We start from the raw sequence: 422 nt of genomic DNA, 5'->3' as shown, positions 1-422 counted from the left end.
GAATAACTGCCGTCCTTGTTGCGCATATTCGTGTTGACCACGCGGCCGGCCTGCGCGTCGTAGTTGTCTGTCCGGAATCCGGCGTCCAGGAGCGATTGTTTTTGCGTCAGTAGCCCGTCCGCGTTGTAGTGCTCTATCGTGGGCTGACCATTGTTTGGCCTCATGACCTGACGGCTGCCGTCAGGCGCGTATTGAGTGACCACGTCCGGGCTGTCAAGCGGACGGTAGTGCTTGGAGGAAACAATGCGCCCGTTCGGGTCGAAGTGCTGTTCGTAACCTACCAGGTTCATCGAGTTATACGCATAGCTCGTCGTGCTGCCGTCAGGCTCTTTGATGTCCTGATTGGTCAGCCGATTCGAGGCCGGGTCGAAGTAGGTCCGCTGATTGCCCAACGCAGTATCTGCGCCGACCGGCTGCGGCGG

Annotated in this window: 1 protein-coding gene; it reads right to left on the bottom strand. The window is 59.2% G+C overall.

Annotated features, from left to right (window positions below; genetic code table 11):
• Positions 1-422 (bottom strand): hypothetical protein (locus tag NCT03_RS33720; RefSeq protein WP_250495519.1); only part of this gene is annotated, 422 nt, incomplete at both ends.

Source organism: Caballeronia sp. GAWG1-1 (assembly GCF_023631465.1).
Taxonomy (GTDB): domain Bacteria; phylum Pseudomonadota; class Gammaproteobacteria; order Burkholderiales; family Burkholderiaceae; genus Caballeronia.
Note: the sequence above shows the minus strand (reverse complement) of the source record. Positions and strands in the feature narration are given on the sequence as shown.